This window comes from Streptomyces sp. NPDC091387 (assembly GCF_044756945.1).
In the GTDB taxonomy this organism is placed as follows: domain Bacteria; phylum Actinomycetota; class Actinomycetes; order Streptomycetales; family Streptomycetaceae; genus Streptomyces.
On the sequence record NZ_JBIVTZ010000010.1, the window covers coordinates 238,281 to 252,722 of the forward strand.

General features: G+C 71.7%; 13 protein-coding genes and 1 riboswitch. Of the genes, 7 read left to right on the plus strand and 6 right to left on the minus strand.

Features of this window, described 5'->3' with window-relative positions:
* Positions 1-55 precede the first annotated feature (55 nt).
* Positions 56-1,321: a hypothetical protein gene (locus tag ACIQM0_RS22235; RefSeq protein ID WP_401289221.1), complete on the plus strand. Its 1,266-nt coding sequence runs from the start codon at positions 56-58 to the stop codon at positions 1,319-1,321.
* Positions 1,322-1,496: 175 nt separating this feature from the next.
* Positions 1,497-2,003, plus strand: a complete 507-nt coding sequence (locus ACIQM0_RS22240; protein ID WP_385034724.1) for a DoxX family protein — start codon at positions 1,497-1,499, stop codon at positions 2,001-2,003.
* On the opposite strand, the gene ACIQM0_RS22245 is transcribed toward ACIQM0_RS22240, so the two are convergent.
* A complete protein-coding gene (locus tag ACIQM0_RS22245) occupies positions 1,910-2,173 on the minus strand; it encodes a hypothetical protein (RefSeq protein ID WP_363022139.1) in 264 nt (87 codons plus the stop codon). The two genes, ACIQM0_RS22240 and ACIQM0_RS22245, sit on opposite strands and share 94 nt — an antisense overlap.
* On the minus strand, positions 2,160-3,479 hold the full coding sequence (locus ACIQM0_RS22250) for a PspC domain-containing protein (protein WP_401289224.1): 1,320 nt from the start codon (positions 3,477-3,479) through the stop codon (positions 2,160-2,162). Before ACIQM0_RS22250 ends, ACIQM0_RS22245 begins: the two co-directional genes overlap by 14 nt.
* A gap of 206 nt (positions 3,480-3,685) precedes the next feature.
* Between ACIQM0_RS22250 and ACIQM0_RS22255 the strand changes: the two genes are divergently transcribed.
* Positions 3,686-4,984, plus strand: a complete 1,299-nt coding sequence (locus tag ACIQM0_RS22255; RefSeq protein WP_401289226.1) for a PspC domain-containing protein — start codon at positions 3,686-3,688, stop codon at positions 4,982-4,984.
* Positions 4,968-5,672, plus strand: coding sequence for a LuxR C-terminal-related transcriptional regulator (locus tag ACIQM0_RS22260; RefSeq protein ID WP_385034731.1), 705 nt, complete (start codon positions 4,968-4,970; stop codon positions 5,670-5,672). Before ACIQM0_RS22255 ends, ACIQM0_RS22260 begins: the two co-directional genes overlap by 17 nt.
* Before the next feature lie 43 nt (positions 5,673-5,715).
* Here ACIQM0_RS22260 and ACIQM0_RS22265 read toward each other — a convergent pair whose 3' ends face one another.
* Both ACIQM0_RS22265 and ACIQM0_RS22270 read right to left on the minus strand, forming a co-directional pair.
* Positions 5,716-6,489, minus strand: coding sequence for a GNAT family N-acetyltransferase (locus ACIQM0_RS22265; protein ID WP_401289229.1), 774 nt, complete (start codon positions 6,487-6,489; stop codon positions 5,716-5,718).
* Positions 6,490-6,650: 161 nt separating this feature from the next.
* On the minus strand, positions 6,651-7,286 hold the full coding sequence (locus ACIQM0_RS22270; protein WP_401289231.1) for a ScbR family autoregulator-binding transcription factor: 636 nt from the start codon (positions 7,284-7,286) through the stop codon (positions 6,651-6,653).
* Between the two features lie 553 nt (positions 7,287-7,839).
* Between ACIQM0_RS22270 and ACIQM0_RS22275 the strand changes: the two genes are divergently transcribed.
* Positions 7,840-8,520 carry an HAD family hydrolase gene (locus tag ACIQM0_RS22275; RefSeq protein WP_401289234.1) on the plus strand — a complete coding sequence of 227 codons (681 nt, stop codon included), beginning with the start codon at positions 7,840-7,842 and terminating at the stop codon, positions 8,518-8,520.
* Between the two features lie 16 nt (positions 8,521-8,536).
* Here the strand turns inward: ACIQM0_RS22275 and ACIQM0_RS22280 are convergent, their stop codons facing one another.
* Positions 8,537-9,583 (minus strand): NlpC/P60 family protein, encoded by a 1,047-nt coding sequence (locus ACIQM0_RS22280; protein ID WP_401289237.1) that lies wholly within the window; start codon positions 9,581-9,583, stop codon positions 8,537-8,539.
* A 358-nt stretch (positions 9,584-9,941) separates the two neighbouring features.
* On the opposite strand from ACIQM0_RS22280, the gene ACIQM0_RS22285 reads away from it, so the two are divergent.
* The gene (locus ACIQM0_RS22285; RefSeq protein WP_363022152.1) at positions 9,942-10,295 is read left to right on the plus strand and encodes a hypothetical protein; all 354 of its coding nucleotides are present in this window, start codon (positions 9,942-9,944) and stop codon (positions 10,293-10,295) included.
* Positions 10,296-10,383: 88 nt separating this feature from the next.
* Here ACIQM0_RS22285 and ACIQM0_RS22290 read toward each other — a convergent pair whose 3' ends face one another.
* Complete coding sequence (locus tag ACIQM0_RS22290; protein WP_401289241.1) at positions 10,384-11,550, minus strand: NlpC/P60 family protein; 1,167 nt, start codon at positions 11,548-11,550, stop codon at positions 10,384-10,386.
* Positions 11,549-11,714: riboswitch (cyclic di-AMP (ydaO/yuaA leader) on the minus strand. Its footprint overlaps the gene before it by 2 nt.
* 259 nt (positions 11,715-11,973) lie before the next feature.
* On the opposite strand from ACIQM0_RS22290, the gene pcrA reads away from it, so the two are divergent.
* The gene (pcrA, locus tag ACIQM0_RS22295; protein ID WP_401289244.1) at positions 11,974-14,412 is read left to right on the plus strand and encodes a DNA helicase PcrA; all 2,439 of its coding nucleotides are present in this window, start codon (positions 11,974-11,976) and stop codon (positions 14,410-14,412) included.
* Positions 14,413-14,442: the final 30 nt, after the last annotated feature.

Below are 14,442 nucleotides of genomic sequence, written 5' to 3' on the forward strand. Positions count from 1 at the left end.
AGCTGAGTTGGATTGAGCCACAGCTGTACCGGGGCGGGAAAGGGCGGCGTTCTCCGTGGCGTTGGACGAGGCACGACAAGGCACGCACGGCGGTGGCTGTACGTGCGGCGACTGCCCGCACGGAGCGCGCGAGGGACACCGGCGCGCGGTGGCCGCCTTCCTGGCCAAGCGGGACGAACTCGCCGCGGGCCAGGGGCTGCCCTCCGGGGTGGCCCAGTCCGCCTCCGCGACCCGGCAGTGGGTCTCGGACGAGCTGACCCAGTCGGCGCGCGCCGTCGCCGACCGGGGCCGGGAGGCGGGCGACGCCTGGCTGTACCGGGTGTGGCAGCGCACCCTGGTCATCGTGTGGGGTGCCGTCGCCGTACTCGCGATCGGCGAGGCCGCCACCGCGATCGGCGCGGGCTGGACCCACGCCCGCACCGCCGGCCTGGTCGCCGGACTCGTCACCGCCGGGCTGCTGACCACGGCCGCCCACGTCCACCGGGCGCGCGGCGGCCTCCTCGCCCCGCTGATCGGTGAGGACAACCGGCTCTCCACCTCCCGCGCGGTCGCCGCGTCCTGGGTGCTGCTCGCGGTCTTCTCCGTACTCGTCCTCGCGCTCCAGCTGGCGGGCGCCTCCGGCCACGCACAGCGCGACGCGCTGATCGAGGGCCTGGACCTGGCGCGCGGCGCCGGAGTGGTGACCGTGCTGGCGCTGGTGTGCGCCATCGCCGTGGTGGTGCGGCGGGTGGTGAGCGTACGGGTGGTGTCCGGGCGGCTCCAGAAGCTGCGGGCCGACCGGCCGCGCGCCGCCGATCTGCTGACCGACGACTCGGGCCGGGGCGGCTTCACCGATGTGCAGTACGTGCTGGTGAGCACCGTCGCCGTGCTCTTCGCGGCGGTCCGGCTGGCCCGGCGGCCCGAGCAACTGCCCGATCTGCCCTGGGGGCTGGCCCTGCTGGTGGCCGTCTCCGCGGCGGCGTACTTCGCCGGGAAGTACACCGAGTCCGGCCGGCCGGTGGTGCTGTCGGTCGTCAGGGCCCGGGAGGCCGGCGATCTGGACGCCCCGATCCGTACCGGCGACGACATCGAGATCCGCGGCGCGGGATTCGTCCCGCCCGGCGCCGGGGCCCCCGACCGGCTGGCCCGCATGGTCGTCCGGATCGGCACGGTCCACGTCCACGTCCCGCTGATCCCGGTCCCCGGCGGCTTCGCCAACCCGACCGACACGGTGCTGACCGTGCCGGTGCCGGTGGAGGTGGAGCCGGGGGTGGTCGAGGTACAGGTGGTCACGGCCGCCGGGACGGAGTCGAACCGGGTCGAGATCGACGTCACCGACTGAGGCCCTCCGGATGCCCGCTCGCCCACCGTACGGCGAACTCGTCGGGCATCCGGTGAGCAGTGCCATCCCCGCATACGTAAGGTCTGGTGACGGGTCGAACGGTCCGGCGAGGGTCGAATGGCTCTGTGGGTGGGACCCGGCGGTCCGCCGCGGGGCTGCGGAAGGCGGGAGAACCATGCACTACGGCATGAACGGGCGAGGTCTGGGCGAGGCCAGGAGCCTGCGGGAGCTGGCGCGGGAGCACGCTCTGCTGCCGCTGCGGATCTTCCTCGGGGTCACCTTCCTCTACGCCGGGCTCGACAAGCTGACCGACAGCGCGTTCTTCCACACCACCGGCAACGGCTCCATCGGCGAGACCATGAGCGCGGTCCGGGACTCCTCCGCGATCCCGGCCCTCGTCGACCTCGCCCTCAAGAGCCCGTCCGGTTTCGGCTACGCCATCGCGATCGGTGAACTCGCCGTCGGGATCGGCACGCTCCTCGGCCTGTGGACCAGGATCGCCGCGCTCGGCGGTGCGCTGATCTCGCTGAGCCTGTGGCTGACCGTCAGCTGGCAGGTCGAGCCCTACTACCTCGGCAACGACCTGGCCTACCTCATGGCCTGGCTGCCGCTGCTGCTCGGCGGGGCCGCGTCCTTCTCCCTGGACGCCCTCTTCGCGTCGCGGCGGCGCCGGATCCGGTAGGCCACCCAGGTGGTCAGGACGGCGACCCAGAGGCCGCCGGTGAAGAGCGCGACGAAGAACACCCACGGCGCGTGCCAGACGCCGGCGGCATCGGCCGCGTAACCGGCGGCCAGGCCCAGCATCACCAGGCCCGCCACGGCCCGTCCGGGCCGGATCTCATGACGCAGCACGGGCTACCTCCACCTGTCCGATGCCGACCTTCAGATCGAGTTCCACGGTGCCGGCCGGCCTGCCGCCCGACGGGGGGCGCAGCGTGTGGTGCTCGTTCTCCGAGACCCTGATGTCCACGTCGCCCTTCCGCCACTCGCCGGGCAGGGTGATGTCACCGAGACCGGCCCGCGCGCTCAGCCGCACGGTGACCCCCTCCGGCACGCGCACGACGACCCGGCCCGCACCGACCTCCACCTCGGTCCTGAGGGTGTCGCCCTTCGGCACGGCGACCCGGGTGAGATCCAGGTCCGCCACCCCGGAGCCCACTTCGTAACGGGGCTGCACCGCGGAGACCGAGGCGGGCCGCCACTCCTCGCGCACCCAGTGCGCGGTGATCTCGGCGGGGAGCGCGGACGCACCCGCCAGCAGGCCCGCGGTGATCACGGAGAGCAGCACCGTGCCGAAGCCGGTCCGGCCGACGAAGGCACTGACCAGCATCCCGGCCCCGAACACCGCGAGCGCGGCGGCCAGGCCGATCTGCAGGCTCCTGCCCAGCGGCTGGGAGTCCCAGTTCGCCTGCGCGCCCACGACGCCCGCCAGCAGGGCCAGCAGGAAGACGGCCCCGGCGATCGAGTTCGCCTCCGGGTTCCCCCGCGACTGCCGGGGCGTCCGGAACGGGGCATCGGCCGTCGCCCCGGGCGGCCGGGCGGCCCCGGCGTCCATCACCGTGTCGGAGGGCCCCCACAGATAGCCGGAGCCCACCGGCCCCGAGGTGCCGTCCTTGATGATCGGGTCCCGCCACCAGGACGGGCTGTCCGGCCGCGGCGGCGCCTTCACCTCGGGCGGCGCGTCCGACACCGCCTGCGCGGCCGCCGGATGCAGCGGGCCCTGCGGATCGGCCGTCCTGCGGTGCTGCGTCCAGACGGAGAAGCCGAGCACCGCGAGGGACAGCATCGCGGCGAACGCCAGCGTGCCGCCGTTGCCCAGCATGGAAAGGAACAGGCCGCAGCCGATCAGCGCGAGCAGCACCGCGATCAGCGACGCCCCCTCGACCCGGCCCGACAGCAGCCGGCGCGCCTCGTTCTCGTCCTCGCCCTCCAGCGGGACCAGCAGCCACGCGAAGCCGTAGAAGATCAGCCCGAGACCGCCGGTCACGGAGAGCACCCCGAGCACGATCCGGAAGATCACCGGATCGACGTCGCAGTACCGGCCGAGGCCGCCGCACACCCCGGCCACCACCTTCTGCCGCGAGCGGCGCTGCAGCCGCGGGCCGGGCCCGGGGGGCGGCGGTACGACGCCGGGCGGCGCATCCTGGGGAACGGTCATGGGTCCATGGTGACGGGCGCCGGGCCGCTCCGGCACCCGTCCCGACCCTGGCCGAACCCTGAGATCCGCCCCGCCGGACCCTGAAGGGACCGTTCCGCCGGGCCGCGTCACCCGGGCCCGTCCCCGTTCCGCTCCCGGGTCTCTCAGGGTTGAAGTGGGGGCCGACCCTGATGCCACCACCCGCACGCACGTGTGACGATCGGGTCATGCCAGCCGCCACCGCCCGAGCCGCCAGCTCCCTCACCCCCGACCAGGAGGAGCCGCCGCTGCGCAAGCTGTACCGCAGCGCCGACGGACGACTGCTCGGCGGCGTCGCACGCGGACTCGCCGGACACCTCGGACTGCCGGTCGCCTGGGTGCGGTTCGTCTTCCTCGGACTGTTCTTCGCGGACGGCCTCGGCGCGCTCCTGTACGCCGTGTTCTGGATCGTCGTCCCGCTCGGCGTCGGCGGCGTGGACAGCCCGCGCTCCGTCTTCGAGACCGCCCCCGACGGCAGACGCCGGCTCCGCAAGCCCGACCGGGGCCAGGTCTTCGCCCTCGTCGCGCTGCTCATCGGCGCCGTGATCTTCGTCGGCAACGTCGACATGGGCAGCAAGGCCGACCGCTACATCTGGCCCACGCTGCTGATCGGCGCCGGCTCCGTCCTGGTGTGGCGGCAGGCCGACAACGCCCGCCGCGCCCGCTGGATGGAGGTCGGCAGCCGCCGCCGGGTGCTGAACCTGGCCCGGGGGCTCGCCGGAGTCGCCCTCGTCGGCCTCGGTCTCACGGTCTTCCTGGTGGTACGCGGCTCCGCCGCCCAGCTCGGCAACGTCCTCACCGCGGCCATCGCCGTGCTCACCGGCATCGCCCTGCTGGCCGGGCCCTATCTCGTGCGGATGACCCAGGACCTCTCCGAGGAACGCCTGATGCGCATCAGGGCCCAGGAGCGGGCCGAGGTCGCCGCCCATGTGCACGACTCCGTCCTGCACACCCTCACGCTGATCCAGCGCAACGCGGAGGACGCGGGCGAGGTCCGCAGACTGGCCCGCGCCCAGGAACGCGAGCTGCGCAACTGGCTCTACAACCCCGAGGGCACCGGCAAGGACGAGGACGACGAACCCGAGACCCTGGCCGAGGCCGTCAAACGCGCCGCCGCCGAGGTCGAGGACAGCCACGGCGTCCCGCTGGAGGTCGTCGTCGTCGGCGACTGCCCGCTCGACGAGAAGCTCACCGCACAGATGCAGGCCGCACGCGAGGCGATGGTCAACGCCGCCAAGTACGGTGGCGAGGGCGGCGCCGTCCAGGTCTACGCGGAGGTGGAGGGCCGCACGGTCTTCGTCTCGGTGCGGGACCGGGGCCCCGGATTCGATCCGGACTCCGTACCGGGGGACAGAATGGGCGTACGAGAATCAATCATCGGCCGGATGCAGCGCAACGGCGGTACCGCCCGCCTGCGTTCGGTGCCCGGCGGGGGCACGGAAGTCGAGCTGGAAATGGAGAGGACGAGCGATGAACGGGACCACTGAGGCGACCGGGAGCCACGAGGGCCCGGAGCGCCGGGTACGAGTCGTGCTCGTCGACGACCACCGGATGTTCCGCACCGGCGTACAGGCCGAGATCGGCCGCACCGAGGAGACCGGCGTCGAGGTCGTCGGCGAGGCCGCCGACGTCGACCAGGCGGTCACCGTCATCACCGCGACCCGCCCCGAGGTCGTCCTCCTGGACGTCCACCTCCCGGGCGGCGGCGGTGTCGAGGTGCTGCGCCGCTGCGCCCCGTTCATGGGTGCGGTGGAGAACCCGGTGCGCTTCCTGGCGCTGTCCGTCTCGGACGCCGCCGAGGACGTCATCGGGGTCATCCGCGGCGGCGCCCGCGGCTATGTCACCAAGACCATCACCGGCGCCGACCTGGTCGACTCGGTCTTCCGGGTCCAGGACGGCGACGCGGTGTTCTCGCCCCGGCTGGCCGGCTTCGTCCTCGACGCCTTCGCCTCGACGGACGCGCCGCCGGTCGACGAGGACCTCGACCGGCTGACCCAGCGCGAGCGCGAGGTGCTGCGGCTGATCGCCCGCGGCTACGCCTACAAGGAGATCGCCAAGCAGCTGTTCATCTCGGTGAAGACGGTCGAGTCGCACGTCTCGGCGGTGCTGAGGAAGCTCCAGCTGTCCAACCGGCACGAGCTGACGCGCTGGGCGACGGCCCGGCGACTGGTCTGAGCGCCTGCCGGTTGACCTCGGGCCGGCCGCCGGGCCCCGCGGGTCAGCCGGCGGGCCGCTCGGGGTCGAGGGAGATGTTCAGCTTCTCGCCGACCCTGCGGTAGCCGATCCCCGCGTAGATCCGTTCCACGTCGGCGTCGCCCGGCTCCAGCCACACCACCCGGCAGCCCCGCGCGAAGGCGGTCTCGGTCAGCCGGGCGGAGAGGGCGGCCCCGATGCCGCGGCGGCGGAAGCCCTCGGCGACGGCCAGTCCCACCAGCTCGCTGAGGCCGTCGACCGGGACCGAGCAGCCCCCGACGCCTGCCGGGACGCCGTCCATGGTGGCGAGCGCGGCGACCCCGCCGCCCGCCGCCGCGTCGCGCAGCCACGCCGCCTGGCCGCTCTCGGGCTCGCCGGTCCCGCCGTATCCCAGGTGCTGCAGGAGGGCGGCGGCGTCGTACTCCGCGTCCGTGGCCGGTTCGGCCGTCACCAGACCGTCCACCGGCTTCGGCGTCAGCAGGTCACCGGGGGCGCAGGCGAGGAGCGGGGCCCGGTTCTCGGGGGTGAACCCGGCGGCGAGCAGCGCGGGTTCGACCGCGGGTGCCCAGGAGGGCAGGTACTCCAGGCGCGGCATCCGGTCCCGCTCGCGGAACGCCGCGATCAGGGCATCGAGTTCACCGGGTGCCGGTTCGGCGCCCTGGTCCGGGATCGCGTAATTGGCGTATTTCAGCGACCAGTTCACGTTGTGGCGCACGGTGAACGGGCCGACCCGGTAATGGTCCGGGGAGCGCAGGGCGAGCGTGCGGGCGTAGGTCTGGACGTCGAAGTCCGTCGGCATGTGTGGGTGTCCCTCGGTCCGTTGGGCCGGATGTCCGCTCGGCCGGATGTCCGGTGGGTCGGACGGTCGGTGGGCAGGAAGGACGGGATCCTATGCCACCCGGGCCGCTCCGGCGAAGGGATATTCCGTCGGCCGGCGCGATACGGACACGGAGCCGGGACCTACGGCTGGGCGGGAATCCGCGCCCGTGCGCGGGCGAGCAGAGCGGCCGGGTCCGGGTCCGCCTGCAGGGACTTCAGTATCAGCAGCCACCAGTGGTCCAGCCGCTCCCTCCAGCCCCGCCCGCCCGGCAGGTCGTCGGTCAGTGTGCAGAGGCCGAAGAATGCGCACACGAGCGTCACGGCCGCCGCCGACGGCTCCACCCCCGGCGCCAGTTCACCCCTCGCGCGGGCCTCGGCGAGCAGCCGGGTGACGGACAGGGCCCAGGCGTCGAACGGCGTGGGCACGGCTGCCTCGATGCCGCGGCGTTCCGCCCACAGCCGTGCGCCCGCGCGCGCCACGACGTCCTCGTTGAGGGACCGCGCGACACCGAAACTGAGAACGATCAGTTTCTCGAACGGGGGCATGTCGGGGGAGGCGTAGGGGGCGGCGAGCTGCGGCCAGGTGGAGAACTGCTCGCGCACCACGGCCAGTGCCAGCTTCTCCTTGCTGGAGTAATGGAAATAGATCGCCCCACTGGTTTTTCCCGAGTGATCACTTATGTCATTTACACTCGTTCCCGCATATCCCCGTTCGACAAATAGATGTGCTGCTGATTCCAGCAGTGCTTTTCGGGTGGCGTGAGCCCTGTCCTGCACTTCAGTTCCACCTTCGCTCAAACGTTCTGACGCTGCGACGGGGAATTCGGACCCTCCCCCGGGAGGGCTCGGTCGCGGCGCGCGAAGATCTTATTATTTCGCCACGGTGCGCGTGCGGGTGAGTGTTCACACAATCTGTCGCCCTGTCGGCGGAAATCGGTTCGCGTGAGCCTGATGGCTCCGCCCCGAACGGCACTGCGGCGCACCGGAAGTGCGGCTCACCAGGCCCGATGGGCATATTCCGGGCGCCGCGGCCCCTTCTCCGTCCCGTGCGCGAGCGCCGGCCGCCCGCGGTCGCGGAATTTTCATGCACTCGAATTGGTGATTGCGGAAATCGGAGGGGCGGAAATAACGTAATGGCTACGATGTTTTCGGCATGAGTCGAAAACGGTGATCGACGTCCGGCGCGGCGCGCTCAGCGGCGTGCACATGCTCGCAGTGGCCGGTGAGTCTTTCGGCCCTCTTATTTCTGCGAGTGGCCCACCCGAATTCCGGCGTTCACCGGCACTCATGCACCTCACAGGTCGGAGCAGTCTCCGAGAACGGTAGTGACATGACAGCTCGTAACATTCTTTCGTGGTCCCCGTCCGCCATCGTCTTCGACTGCGACGGGACCCTGATGGACACGGAACGGCACTGGCAGGAGGCCCGGACCAGCACCTTCCGGGCCTTCGGCCTCAAGCCGCCGGCCGGATTCGCCGGCCGCGCCAAGGGCGTGCACTACAAGGAGTGCGGCGCGCTCATGGCCAAGGAGACCGGGAAGCCGGATCTCGCGGACGACCTGGCCGACACGCTCCTCATCACCTTCACCGCGCTGGTCGACGAGGACCCCGTCACCATGCCGGGTGCCGCCGCGCTGGTCGGGCTGGCCGCCCGCCACCTCCCTCTCGCGGTGGCGAGCAACTGCCCCCGGGAGATGGTGGAATCGTGCCTCGACCGGGCCGGTCTCCTCCGCTCCTTCAAACACGTGGTCGTCGCCGGGGAGACCGTGCGGCCGAAGCCGGAGCCCGACGTCTACGACGTGGCGGCCCGCCTCTGCGGCGTTCCGCCCGAGGAGGCCCTGGCCGTGGAGGACTCGCTCACGGGCATGGAATCGGCCCGCCGGGCGGGCCTCCGCGTCATCGGTCTCGGCGCCGTCCCGCCGGGTCCGGAGGCCGAGCAGGCCGATCTGTGGGTCACGAGCCTCGCCGACCGCGAGCTGGTGAAGTGGGCCCGTAGCCGGATCGGCGCGTAGGGCTGGTCCGCGTCCCCTATGCCACCCGGGTCGCTCCGGCGAAGGGCATTTCGTCGACCGGCGCGATGCGCACCGGGGCCCCCGGGCGAGGGGCGTGGATCATCCGGCCGTTGCCGATGTAGAGGCCGACATGGCTGACGCCCGAGAAGAAGAACACCAGGTCACCGGGGGCGAGTTCGGACCTGGTGACGTGCTGCCCGGCGTTGATCTGGGTGTACGTGGTCCGGGGGAGCGAGACGCCCGCGGACCGCCAGGCGGCCTGGGTGAGGCCGGAGCAGTCGAACGAGGAGGGGCCGGTGGCGCCCCAGACGTACGGCTTGCCGAGGGCCCCGTACGCGAAGGCGACGGCTGCCGCGGCGCGGGCGTTCGGTGCCCGGTCCGAGCCGCGCGCGGAGCTGCGGTCGGCGTGGCCCGCGCCGCGGCCGCCGTCCGAGGCGTTGTACGCGGCGCGCTGGGCGGGGGAGAGGCGGGCCAGCAGTGTGCGGGCCTCTGACAGCTTGGCGCGGACCGTCGCCCGGTGCTTCTTCAGGTCGGCCTGGCGGGCGGTGAGCTCGGCCAGCTGTCCCGCCGCCTCCGACCGCAGCTGGGCCACGTCCGCGACCTGGCGCTGCACGGTGCGCACCTCGTCGGCCCGGCCGGCCGCGGCCCGTTCCACGTAGGAGGCGCGCTCCAGGTACTGGTCGGGGTCCGAGGAGAGCGCCAGCCGGAGGGACGGGTCGAGACCGCCGGAACGGTACTGCGCCGCCGCGTACGCGCCCAGCGCGTCGCGCGAGGCGTTGAGCCGCTCGGTCTTGCGGGCGGCCTCGTCGCGCATCGTGTCGATGGACTCGGCGGCGGCGGCCGCCTTCACCTTCGCGCCGTTGTACTGCTCGGTGGCGACCTCCGCCTCCCGGTACAGCCGGTCCACCTCGGCCTTGACCCGGGCGGGGGTGGGCGTCGGGTCGGCGTGCGCGGATCCCGGCAGCGCGGCAGCGGTCGCGGCCCCGGCGAGGGCGAGGGTCGCTGCGGTGCGGGCAGCAGAGCCGTTGTACGGGCGCTGCTTGGGTTTCCGGTGCGCGGCCACGAGGGCGGGGGTCCTTCCTGTCGACTGCCCGTCGGGGCCTACCGGCGGGCCCGCCCGGTCCGGCGGCGGGTCACCAACAGGGGGAGCGGCCCGCCGCCGGATCTCTCGGCGGGGCGACCGGACGGTGCCGTCCGGGTGCGGAGCGGCGGTGATCCGGTCACCTGGGTAGGGACGCTAAACCCGGGGCACGGGCAGGAGTCGTAATGACGCCTATTGCCCGAATTTTGACCAGTGTTGTCGCTGGATGACTGGAAAAATTGCACCAGAGTCAGGCAATTGGTGCATTCATCAGTCAAGCGTCCAGTAAGCCTCACCTGGCCGCGGGAGGCTGATATGGCCAGGGCTAAGGTGCGGAACCATGCGTGTACTCATCGATGTCTTCGTCGCCCTGCACATCATCGGAATCGCCGCCCTGCTGGGTGGCTTCCTCACCCAGATGAAGGCGATGGGGGCGGGGACGGCGCGCTTCGTGCCGGGGATGCTGCACGGCGCGCTGACCATGCTGGTCACCGGTATCGCCCTGGTCGGGCTCGACCAGGCCGACGACCACCCCGTGAACAACGTCAAGATAGGCATCAAGCTGCTGATCCTGGTCGTCGTCCTCGGGCTCGTCTACGTCAAGCGGGACGAGGAGAAGGTCGAGAAGGGCCTCTTCGCGGCGGTGGGCGGACTGACGGTCGTCAACATCTTCATCGCCACGCTCTGGACCTGACCCGACCTGGCCCGGCCTGGGCCGACCGGCCGGGCAACGGCCGGCGGGTGGCCGCCGCCGCGGGGCCACCCGCCGTACCGCAACGCCCCTAGCCGGGCCGCACGCTCCCGTAGATCGGCATGTAGTAGATCGATTCCTCGCGCACGTTCGCCCCCGGCTTCGGCGCGTGGATCATCATGCCGTCGCCCTTGTAGATGCCGACGTGGCTGATGTCGTCGTAGAAGAAGACCAGGTCCCCCGGCTGCAGATCCGCCGTCGCGATCCGGGTCCCGACGTTCACCTGGTCCCAGGTGGTCCGCGGAATGCTGACGCCCGCCGCCCTCCAGGCCGCCTGGGTGAGCCCCGAGCAGTCGTACGAGGACGGGCCGGTCGCCCCCCAGACGTACGGCTTGCCGATCTGGGCCCTGGCGAACGCGAGGACCTTCCCGGCCTTCGTCGTCGCGCTGCTGTCCGAGCCGCCGGAACCCGTCCCGGTGCCCGAGCCGCTCCCGGTGCCCGTGCCGGTCCCGCCCCCGGCCTCCTTGGCCTTGCGGTCGGCCTCCGCCTTCGCGGCGGCCTGCTTCGTCGCCAGCTCCGCCGCCTTGCGCCTGGCCTCGTCCTTCTTCTTCTGCTCCAGCTCGGCGAGGCGCGCCTTCTCCTCCGCGGTCAGCTTCGACAGCAGCGTGCGGGCCTCGGCCAGCTTGTCCTGGACGTTCTGCTTGCTGGTGCGCAGCCGGGTCTGGGACGTGGTGAGCGTCTCCAGGCTCGTCACCGCCTCGGCACGCTTCCTGGACGCCTCGGCCTGCTTCGTACGGAAGTCCGTGACGGCCTGCTGCTGGTTCGTGGCCATCCGGTTCATCAGGTGGGTCTGGTCGAAGAACGACTGCGGGTCGTTCGCCAGGAAGAAGGTGGCGGTCGGCGCGAGCGCCCCGTCGCGGTACTGGGCCGCGGCGTAGTTCCCGAGCGTCCGGCGGGCGTCGTTCAGCTTGTCGGCGCGCTGGGCGATGTCGTCCAGCAGCGTGTCCACCTCGGTGCGCTGCTTGGCGGACGCCTCTTTCGCCTGGTCGTAGTGCTGGGTCGCGGTACCCGCCTGCCGGTAGAGGTCGTCGACCTTCTTCTGCACGTCCTCGATGCTGGGCTTCGGGGCCGGGGCCGCCAGCGCGCTCTGCGTGGACAGCAGGGTCACCGAGGCGAGTGCGACCGTCGTGAATCCGATGGCCGGGGTGGTGCTGCGCACCCGGGGGCGCGGTTTGCGATGCGACGCCAAGGCCGGCATCTCCTTCCGTGGACCGCCTACCGGGTTAGCTGTCGGGTTCGGGCGGAACGGAAGGCTGCCCTACGGTCCTGGTGGGGCATTTCGGACCGATTCACCCCGGTGCTGCGTGTGGGTCCCCGGTTCCGGACTCCGTACGGGCAGCCCGGATTCGGCGTGGACGTCCGCTCGGCGTGGATCGCCTCTGGGGGTACGGGCCGCCCGAACGTGCACGCTAGCCAATTCATGGTGCCGCTGTGAAGGTTGATGTTCGAAATGCCCGATACATTTTCGTGACCTTGCCGAAGTGGACGCGGTGCGGGCAGGTCAGGCACGGGAACCGGCCACGCAGCGTGGGTCCGGCATCGCTCAGGGTGGCCGCGCGGAGGTGTGCGGTTCGCCATGTGAGCCCGGGGTGTCAGTAGGGCCGCCTAGACTCGGACAGCGATGAGCAGCCTCTTTGACGACAGTTTCCTGGCCGGCCTCCAGCACACGGAGGAAGGGCCCCCGCCGCCCCCCGAGGACTCCGCACCCGAAGCGGTGCCGGAGGACCTCTTCGGGGGCGTGTTCGACGGGCCCCCGCCGCCCCGCGACGCGTACTACCGCGACGGGGCCCACCGCCCGGTGATCGACGCCGCCGCGCTGCTCGACGGGCTGAACACCGAACAGCGCGCCGCCGTCGTGCACGCGGGATCCCCGCTGCTCATCGTCGCCGGGGCCGGCTCGGGCAAGACCCGGGTGCTGACCCACCGCATCGCCCACCTGCTCGCCGAGCGGGGGGTGCACCCCGGCCAGATCCTGGCGATCACCTTCACCAACAAGGCCGCCGGCGAGATGAAGGAGCGCGTCGAGCAGCTCGTCGGCCCCCGCGCCAACGCCATGTGGGTCATGACCTTCCACAGCGCGTGCGTCCGGATCCTGCGCCGCGAGTCGAAGAAGCTCGGCTTCACGTCCTCGTTCTCGATCTACGACGCCGCGGACTCCAAGCGGCTGATGGCCCTGGTCTGCCGTGATCTCGACCTCGACCCGAAGCGCTTCCCGCCGAAGTCGTTCACGGCGAAGGTGTCGAACCTCAAGAACGAGCTGATCGACGAGGAGACCTTCGCCGGCCAGGCCGCGGACGGTTTCGAGAAGACGCTCGCCCAGGCCTACGCGATGTACCAGTCCCGGCTGCGCGAGGCCAACGCGCTGGACTTCGACGACATCATCATGACGACGGTCCACCTGCTCCAGGCCTTCCCCGACGTCGCGGAGCACTACCGCCGCCGGTTCCGGCACGTCCTGGTCGACGAGTACCAGGACACCAACCACGCCCAGTACACGCTCGTACGGGAACTGGTCGGCCCGGCCGGTGCCGCCGACGCCCCCGGCGAGCTGTGCGTCGTCGGTGACGCGGACCAGTCGATCTACGCCTTCCGCGGCGCCACGATCCGCAACATCCTCCAGTTCGAGGAGGACTACCCGGACGCGACCACGATCCTGCTGGAACAGAACTACCGCTCCACCCAGACGATCCTGTCCGCCGCCAACGCCGTCATCGAGCGCAACGAGAGCCGCCGCCCGAAGAACCTCTGGACCAACGCCGGCTCCGGCGCCCGGATCACCGGCTACGTCGCGGACACCGAGCACGACGAGGCGCAGTTCGTCGCCGACGAGATCGACCGGCTGACCGACGCGGGCGACGCCAAGGCAGGCGACGTCGCGATCTTCTACCGGACGAACGCGCAGTCCCGTGTCTTCGAGGAGATCTTCATCCGGGTCGGCCTCCCGTACAAGGTCGTCGGCGGTGTGCGCTTCTACGAGCGCAAGGAGGTCCGGGACGTCCTGGCCTACCTCCGGGTCCTCTCCAACCCCGAGGACACGGTCCCGCTGCGCCGCATCCTGAACGTGCCCAAGCGCGGCATCGGCGACCGGGCCGAGGCGATGATCGACGCCCTGTCCCTGCGCGAGAAGATCACCTTCCCGCAGGCGCTGCGCCGCGTCGACGAGGCGTACGGCATGGCCGCGCGCTCCGCCAACGCCGTCAAGCGGTTCAACACGCTGATGGAGGAGCTGCGCACGATCGTCGAGTCGGGCGCGGGGCCCGCGGTGGTGCTGGAGGCGGTCATGGAGCGGACCGGCTACCTCGCCGAGCTCCAGGCCTCGACCGACCCGCAGGACGAGACCCGGATCGAGAACCTCCAGGAGCTCGCCGCCGTCGCGCTCGAATTCGAGCAGGACCGCGGCGAGGAGGAGGGCACGGGCACCCTCTCCGAGTTCCTGGAGCGGGTCGCGCTCGTCGCGGACTCCGACCAGATCCCCGACGAGGACACCGACGGCTCCGGAGTCGTCACGCTGATGACGCTGCACACGGCGAAGGGCCTCGAATTCCCGGTGGTCTTCCTGACCGGCATGGAGGACGGCGTCTTCCCGCACATGCGGGCGCTGGGCCAGGTCAAGGAGCTGGAGGAGGAGCGCCGGCTCGCCTATGTCGGCATCACCCGCGCCCGCGAGCGGCTCTATCTGACCCGGGCGGCGATGCGCAGCGCCTGGGGCCAGCCCTCGTACAACCCGCCCTCGCGGTTCCTGGAGGAGATCCCGGAACAGCACCTGGAGTGGAAGCGGAAGGGCCCGATGGGGGCTCCGGCGGGACCGATGTCGGGCATCACCTCGTCGCTGTCCGCGTCCCGCTCGCGCTCCGGGCCCTCGGGCTTCGCGACCCGGCGGACCTCGGACAAGCCGACGATCACGCTGGTGGTCGGCGACCGGGTCACCCACGACCAGTTCGGTCTGGGCACGGTGACGGCCGTCGAGGGCCTCGGCGACCAGGCGAAGGCCACGGTCGACTTCGGCGACGAGCGGCCGAAGAAGCTGCTGCTGCGGTACGCGCCGGTCCAGAAGCTGTAGCGCCCGTCCGGTCGGGCGGACGGTTGCCGT